This window comes from Luteibacter sp. P4_D7_3 (genome assembly GCF_056401735.1).
In genome coordinates, this window is sequence record NZ_JBFUIT010000288.1 from 1 (window position 1) to 4,997 (window position 4,997).

Annotated in this window: 6 protein-coding genes; 2 read left to right on the forward strand and 4 right to left on the reverse strand. The window is 63.1% G+C overall.

The window, feature by feature from the left end; translation table 11 throughout:
- A partial coding sequence (locus AC1DSN_RS18175; RefSeq protein ID WP_477332056.1) for a TRCF domain-containing protein occupies positions 1–372 on the forward strand: 372 nt, incomplete at its 5' end.
- Between the two features lie 116 nt (positions 373–488).
- On the opposite strand, the gene egtD is transcribed toward AC1DSN_RS18175, so the two are convergent.
- Together egtD and egtB are read right to left on the reverse strand one after the other, a co-directional pair.
- The gene (egtD, locus tag AC1DSN_RS18180) at positions 489–1,472 is read right to left on the reverse strand and encodes an L-histidine N(alpha)-methyltransferase (protein WP_063573925.1); all 984 of its coding nucleotides are present in this window, start codon (positions 1,470–1,472) and stop codon (positions 489–491) included.
- Positions 1,469–2,737 (reverse strand): ergothioneine biosynthesis protein EgtB, encoded by a 1,269-nt coding sequence (egtB, locus tag AC1DSN_RS18185; protein ID WP_477332058.1) that lies wholly within the window; start codon positions 2,735–2,737, stop codon positions 1,469–1,471. The genes egtD and egtB overlap by 4 nt, the downstream gene beginning before the upstream one ends.
- Before the next feature lie 188 nt (positions 2,738–2,925).
- Here egtB and AC1DSN_RS18190 point away from each other — a divergent pair, with 188 nt between their 5' ends.
- Complete coding sequence (locus AC1DSN_RS18190) at positions 2,926–3,378, forward strand: DUF6491 family protein (protein WP_477296854.1); 453 nt, start codon at positions 2,926–2,928, stop codon at positions 3,376–3,378.
- 129 nt (positions 3,379–3,507) lie between these two features.
- On the opposite strand, the gene AC1DSN_RS18195 is transcribed toward AC1DSN_RS18190, so the two are convergent.
- Together AC1DSN_RS18195 and AC1DSN_RS18200 are read right to left on the reverse strand one after the other, a co-directional pair.
- A complete protein-coding gene (locus AC1DSN_RS18195; RefSeq protein ID WP_213948008.1) occupies positions 3,508–3,918 on the reverse strand; it encodes a hypothetical protein in 411 nt (136 codons plus the stop codon).
- A gap of 77 nt (positions 3,919–3,995) precedes the next feature.
- Positions 3,996–4,997 (reverse strand): class I SAM-dependent methyltransferase (locus tag AC1DSN_RS18200; protein WP_477332060.1); only part of this gene is annotated, 1,002 nt, incomplete at its 5' end.

A 4,997-nucleotide genomic window follows, 5' to 3' on the forward strand; every position in this document is an offset into this window, starting at 1 on the left:
CTGTACAAGCGCATCGCCAGCGCGCGCAACGACGAAGGCTTGCGCGAGTTGCAGGTGGAAATGATCGACCGTTTCGGTCTGCTACCGGACCAGACCAAGTGCCTGTTCGCCGTTGCCCAGCTGAAGCTCATGGCCACGCCGCTCGGTATTCGCAAGGTGGACTTCGGTGCCAGTGGCGGCCGCATCACCTTCCGCGACAAGCCGGACATCGATCCCGTCGCCCTGATCAAGCTCATCCAGACCCAGCCACGCATCTTCAAGATGGATGGCCAGGACAAGCTTCGCGTGATCCTGGAACTACCCGGCTCCGCCGAGCGCATCCGGACGGCGCAGGAAACGCTGGTATCGCTAGGCGCCCGCCGCCCGAGCTAACCAGCATTTGCTCGGTAGGAGCCGATTCATCGGCGATCCCCTGCGAAGCGAAACGACAAACGTTGTCGCGACTGGGTTTTCGCCGATGAATCGGCTCCTACAAAGAGCAACGGCACTCAGGCCACGGGTGTCGAACGCACGAGGTACTGCACACTGAAGCGGTGATCCTCGTCCATCCAGACCTTCGCCACGCTGAGCCCCGCCTTGGCTGCCAGCTGCGCGAAGTCCTCGAGCGAATACTTGCAGCTGTATTCGACGTGCATGGCTTCGTCTTCGCGGAAGGCAAACGTGTCGTGACCGACGTGCACGTCCTGCCGCTTCGTGCTCACCAGGGCGGTTTCGATGCGCCCGGCAAGTACGTTGTAACGGGCACGATGACGGAACGCGCTCACGTCGAAGTCCGTACCGATCTCGCGATTGAGGCGAACCAGCATGTTGAGCGTAAAGTCGTTCGTGACGCCCGCCGCATCGTTGTAGGCGGCTTCGATCTCCGCCGGATCCTTCTTGAGATCCACGCCGATGATGATGCCACCACCGTCGCTCATCTCCGTGCGCATCAGTCGAAGGATGCGGATCGCCTCTTTCGACTCGAAGTTGCCGATCGTCGAGCCCGGAAAATAGATGGCCGTGCGTCGCGGTGAGCGTGAAGCGACCGGAAGACGAAGAGGCTGGGTGAAGTCCGCGCACACCGGCTGCATCGGGACATCGGGAAAACGCGTAGCCAGCTCGGCAACGCTTTCCATCAACGCCGAACGCGAGATTTCCACGGGCACATAGGCCACGGGTGTCACCAGATGCTCGAGAAGCATGCGCGTCTTGATGCCGCTGCCACTGCCGTACTCGACCAGACGCACGTCGGGCCCAAGCGTGTCGGCAATGTCACCCGCGTGATCGCGCATGATCGCGATCTCGGTACGCGTGAGGTAGTACTCGGGCTGCTCGCAGATCGCCTCGAAAAGGGCGGAGCCGCGTTCATCGTAAAACAGTCGCGACGGCAGTTTCTTCGCCTTCAAAGCGAGCCCACGGCGAACGGTGTGCAGCGTGTCCTCGACATCCGGATGGCGGTCGTCGACGCGGATGTCTTTCGGTTGAGCGCTCATCGATCGTTTCCCAGTCGTATCCCCGAAAACTGCCAACGGGCATGGGGAGGAAAGAAGTTCCGGTAAGTCGCACGAACGTGATCGGCGGGCGTAGCGCAGGAACCTCCGCGGAGGATCCATTGCCCGTTCATGAACTTGCCATTGTATTCGCCAAGGGCTCCGGCCAATGTCCGGTAACCCGGGTAACTGACATATGGGCTCATTGTCCATTCCCAAACGTCGCCATACATCTGCCCGAGCGGGGTCTCGAACGAGCAGGCACGGGGTTGGAACGCCCCGCTATCCTGAAGGTTCCCGCGCACGGGCAAGGCTGCCGCCATGGTTTCCCACTCGACTTCGGTGGGAAGGCGCGCGCCAGCCCACCGCGCGAAGGCGTCGGCTTCGAAATAGCTGATGTGACACACGGGGGCATGCGGGTCGATCGCACGGCGCCCCTGCAGGGTGAATTCGGTCTCCAGGGCCTCGTCCCAGTACAAGGGCCGCTGCCACTGTTCTGCCTGGACCGTAGCCCAGCCGTCGGCCAGCCACAGCGTGGGCTGGCGGTAGCCCCCATCGAGGACGAAGGCCATGAACTCCGCATTGGTAGCCGGACGATTGGCCAGCGATCCGGCCTGTCGGTAGGTCCGATGACGCGGACCTTCATTGTCGAACGAGAAGCCCTCCCCGCCGTACCCGATCTCGACGATACCTTCGTCGAACGGTACGAAGGCCAGGGCGGGCGCAGCGACGGACAGCGACCGAGGCGCATCTGGCGCAAACGCGGGCTCCAGCGGGTTCTGCGCAAACGCATGCTTGATATCGGTGAGCAGGAGCTCCTGGTGCTGCTGCTCGTGTTGAACACCCAACTCGACCAGTGTCGGCAAGGTGGCATCGTCACCACGCGCGATTAACGTGACGATCGCGTCGTCCACGCGACATCGATAGTCCCGAACCTCATCCAGTGCAGGCCGCGTGAGCAGGCCGCGCTTCGGGCGCGCGTGCATCGGCCCGACCGACTGGTAGTACGAGTTGAACAGGAAGTGCCACTCCGGGTTCGGCGACACGTAGGCGGGATCGCGCGACAGGATGAACTGCTCGAAGAACCAGGTAGTGTGCGCGAGGTGCCACTTCGTCGGACTGGCGTCCGGYATGGACTGCACCACGGTATCCTCGGCCTTCAGGCGCGACGCCAGTTCCGCCGTACGGTGGCGGATGCTGAGGAAGCGTTGGGCGAGGTCCGCGCTGGCCGGCGGGTTCGGGTCGATGCCAAGCGGTCGGACGGTCATAAAGTGGGTTTTCCTGCACTGCCGACGGACTCGTCAGTCATTACGGAAACCTTGCCAGCGGAACTGTTCAACGAACGTGAGCGGACCCGACCGCCGCCTTAACGGCAGATCTACCGACGCCGCCTTTTCTCTCGTTTCGGGGCACAAACGGGCTTAACGTGCAGATTCATACGAAGGAGTGCCCGGCCATGAAAGTCCGTTACCTGTTTGTCGCTTCCCTGCTCCTCACCGTGGCCGCCCACGCCGCCGACCAGGCACCCGCCCCCGGCGCCGCCCCCGCCACCAAGCCCCTCGAGTTCAACGACTGCATGCGGACCGACAGGATCACCGACTGGAAGGTGATCGACGACCAGACTGTCGTCGTCGCGACCGGGCCCGATCACTTCCTGGTCAAGACGAACGTGGCGTGCCCGCGCATAGGGCTGGGCGGGGGTGTCCGCTTCAAAACCGCCGAGAGCAACAAGGCCATTGGCGGGTTTCGCATCTGTGGCACCCCCACCGAGAAGGTGCTGCGTATCAACGGCGACCCGCCGTGTGACATCCAGTCGGTAAGCACGATCGACAAGGACACCTACAAGGCCATGTCGAAGAACGCGAAGCTCAGCGGCTCCGGTGCCGGCACCAGCGGCTCAAAGCCGTAAGCCAGAGCCTATCCCCCTCTGTAGGAGCCGATTCATCGGCGATCCCGCGGCAGCGGGCCAGCCCGCACAAAAAGAAGCCCGGCTATAAGCCGGGCTTCTTGTTTCAACCAATTACCTGCTCAGCGACGATCAATACCCGTCGTCACGCACATAGCGCGTGGTGCTGTAACCGTCGTCCACGTAGGTGGTGGTGGTCACGCGACGGGTAACGACCGGGGCGTCCTGGTAGACGACGGTGGCCGGACGGCTGTAGTAAGCCGGGCCGTCGTCATAGACGACCGTGCGCGGCTGCGAGGCATTCGCAACGAGGCCGACGACCGCACCGGCCACGATGGCACCGGCGATCCAGCGACCGGCGTGATCGTAGTGACCGCGGCCGTAGTAACCGCCGCCATGGTAGCCGTAGCCGCCGTGGTAGCCACCGTAACCGCCATGGTAGCCACCGCCGTAGCCATACCCACGTGCGAACGCAGCAGGTGCGAACGCCATCAGACCCGCGGCGGCGAGAAGAAGGGCGGACTTAGCGAACTTAGCTTTCATGACAATTACCTCCGGGTGTTGAGCGCAGATTCGCGCCCGGCCACTGAATCCGGACTGAAGTTTTTTCCACGGCCCGTTCACGTTTTCCACGGGTTCACGAACGGCTTCCGAAGCAGCCAGCAGCCATGGATGTTGTGGCGGCGGGCGAAGTCGAACGGGATGCTCGGTGCACTCCAGTCTTCAATCTGGAAATGGGGCTCCAAAGCCTCCCGATCAAGCTGGAAACGACGGAAGTTGTTGGAGAAAACGATCACGCCGTCGGGCAGGAGGCGTTCGTTGCAGGCCAGCAACAGCTTCACGTGGTCGCGCTGGACGTCAAAGTCGTCGGCCTTCTTCGAGTTGGAGAAGGTCGGCGGATCGACATAGATCAGGCCGTACATCATGGAGCGCTTTTCGAGGAAGGTCAGGGCATCTTCCTGGACGAGCCGGTGGCGGGCACCGCTATAGCCGTTCAGGTCGAGGTTGCGCGAGGCCCAATCGAGGTAGGTCCCCGAGAGGTCCACCGTGGTGGTGTCGCGCGCGTCGCCGGCCGCGGCATAGACGCTGGCCGTGCCCGTATAGGCGAACAGGTTGAGGAAATGCTTGCCGGCGGCAAGTTCCCGGATCCTGGCGCGGACCAGGCGGTGATCGATGAACAAGCCGGTATCGAGATAATCGGTGGGGTTGATCAGGAACTTCAGGCCCCCTTCGTTCACCTCGATGAACTCGCCCTTCTGGTCGAACTGCCCGTACTTGGAGCCACCCTTGCCCCGCTCGCGCGTCTTCACGGCGATCCGGTCGCGCGGGATCTCGAGCACTTCACTGGCCACGCGGACGATCTCGCGCATGCGAATGCGCGCGACGTCCACCGGCACATCCAGCGGCGCCTTGTATTCCTGGATGTGCAGCCAGTTTTCGTAGACGTCGATGGCGGCTGCGTATTCGGGCAGGTCCTGGTCGTAGGCGCGCCAGCAGGTGATGCCCTCGCGGCTCAGACGCTTGCGCAGGTGGCGGACGTTCTTGTCCAGCCGGTTCTTCAGCATCTGCGCGCCGTCGGACAGCGGCTTGGCCTCGCGGGGCGCCTCGTCACGCGCGCGCAG

What these genes read in the sequence shown, in the direction of transcription:
- egtD (WP_063573925.1), bottom strand. Translation starts at nt 1,472, where the DNA reads ATGAGCGCTCAACCGAAAGACATCCGCGTCGACGACCGCCATCCGGAT.
- AC1DSN_RS18190 (WP_477296854.1), top strand. Translation starts at nt 2,926, where the DNA reads ATGAAAGTCCGTTACCTGTTTGTCGCTTCCCTGCTCCTCACCGTGGCC.
- AC1DSN_RS18195 (WP_213948008.1), bottom strand. Translation starts at nt 3,918, where the DNA reads ATGAAAGCTAAGTTCGCTAAGTCCGCCCTTCTTCTCGCCGCCGCGGGT.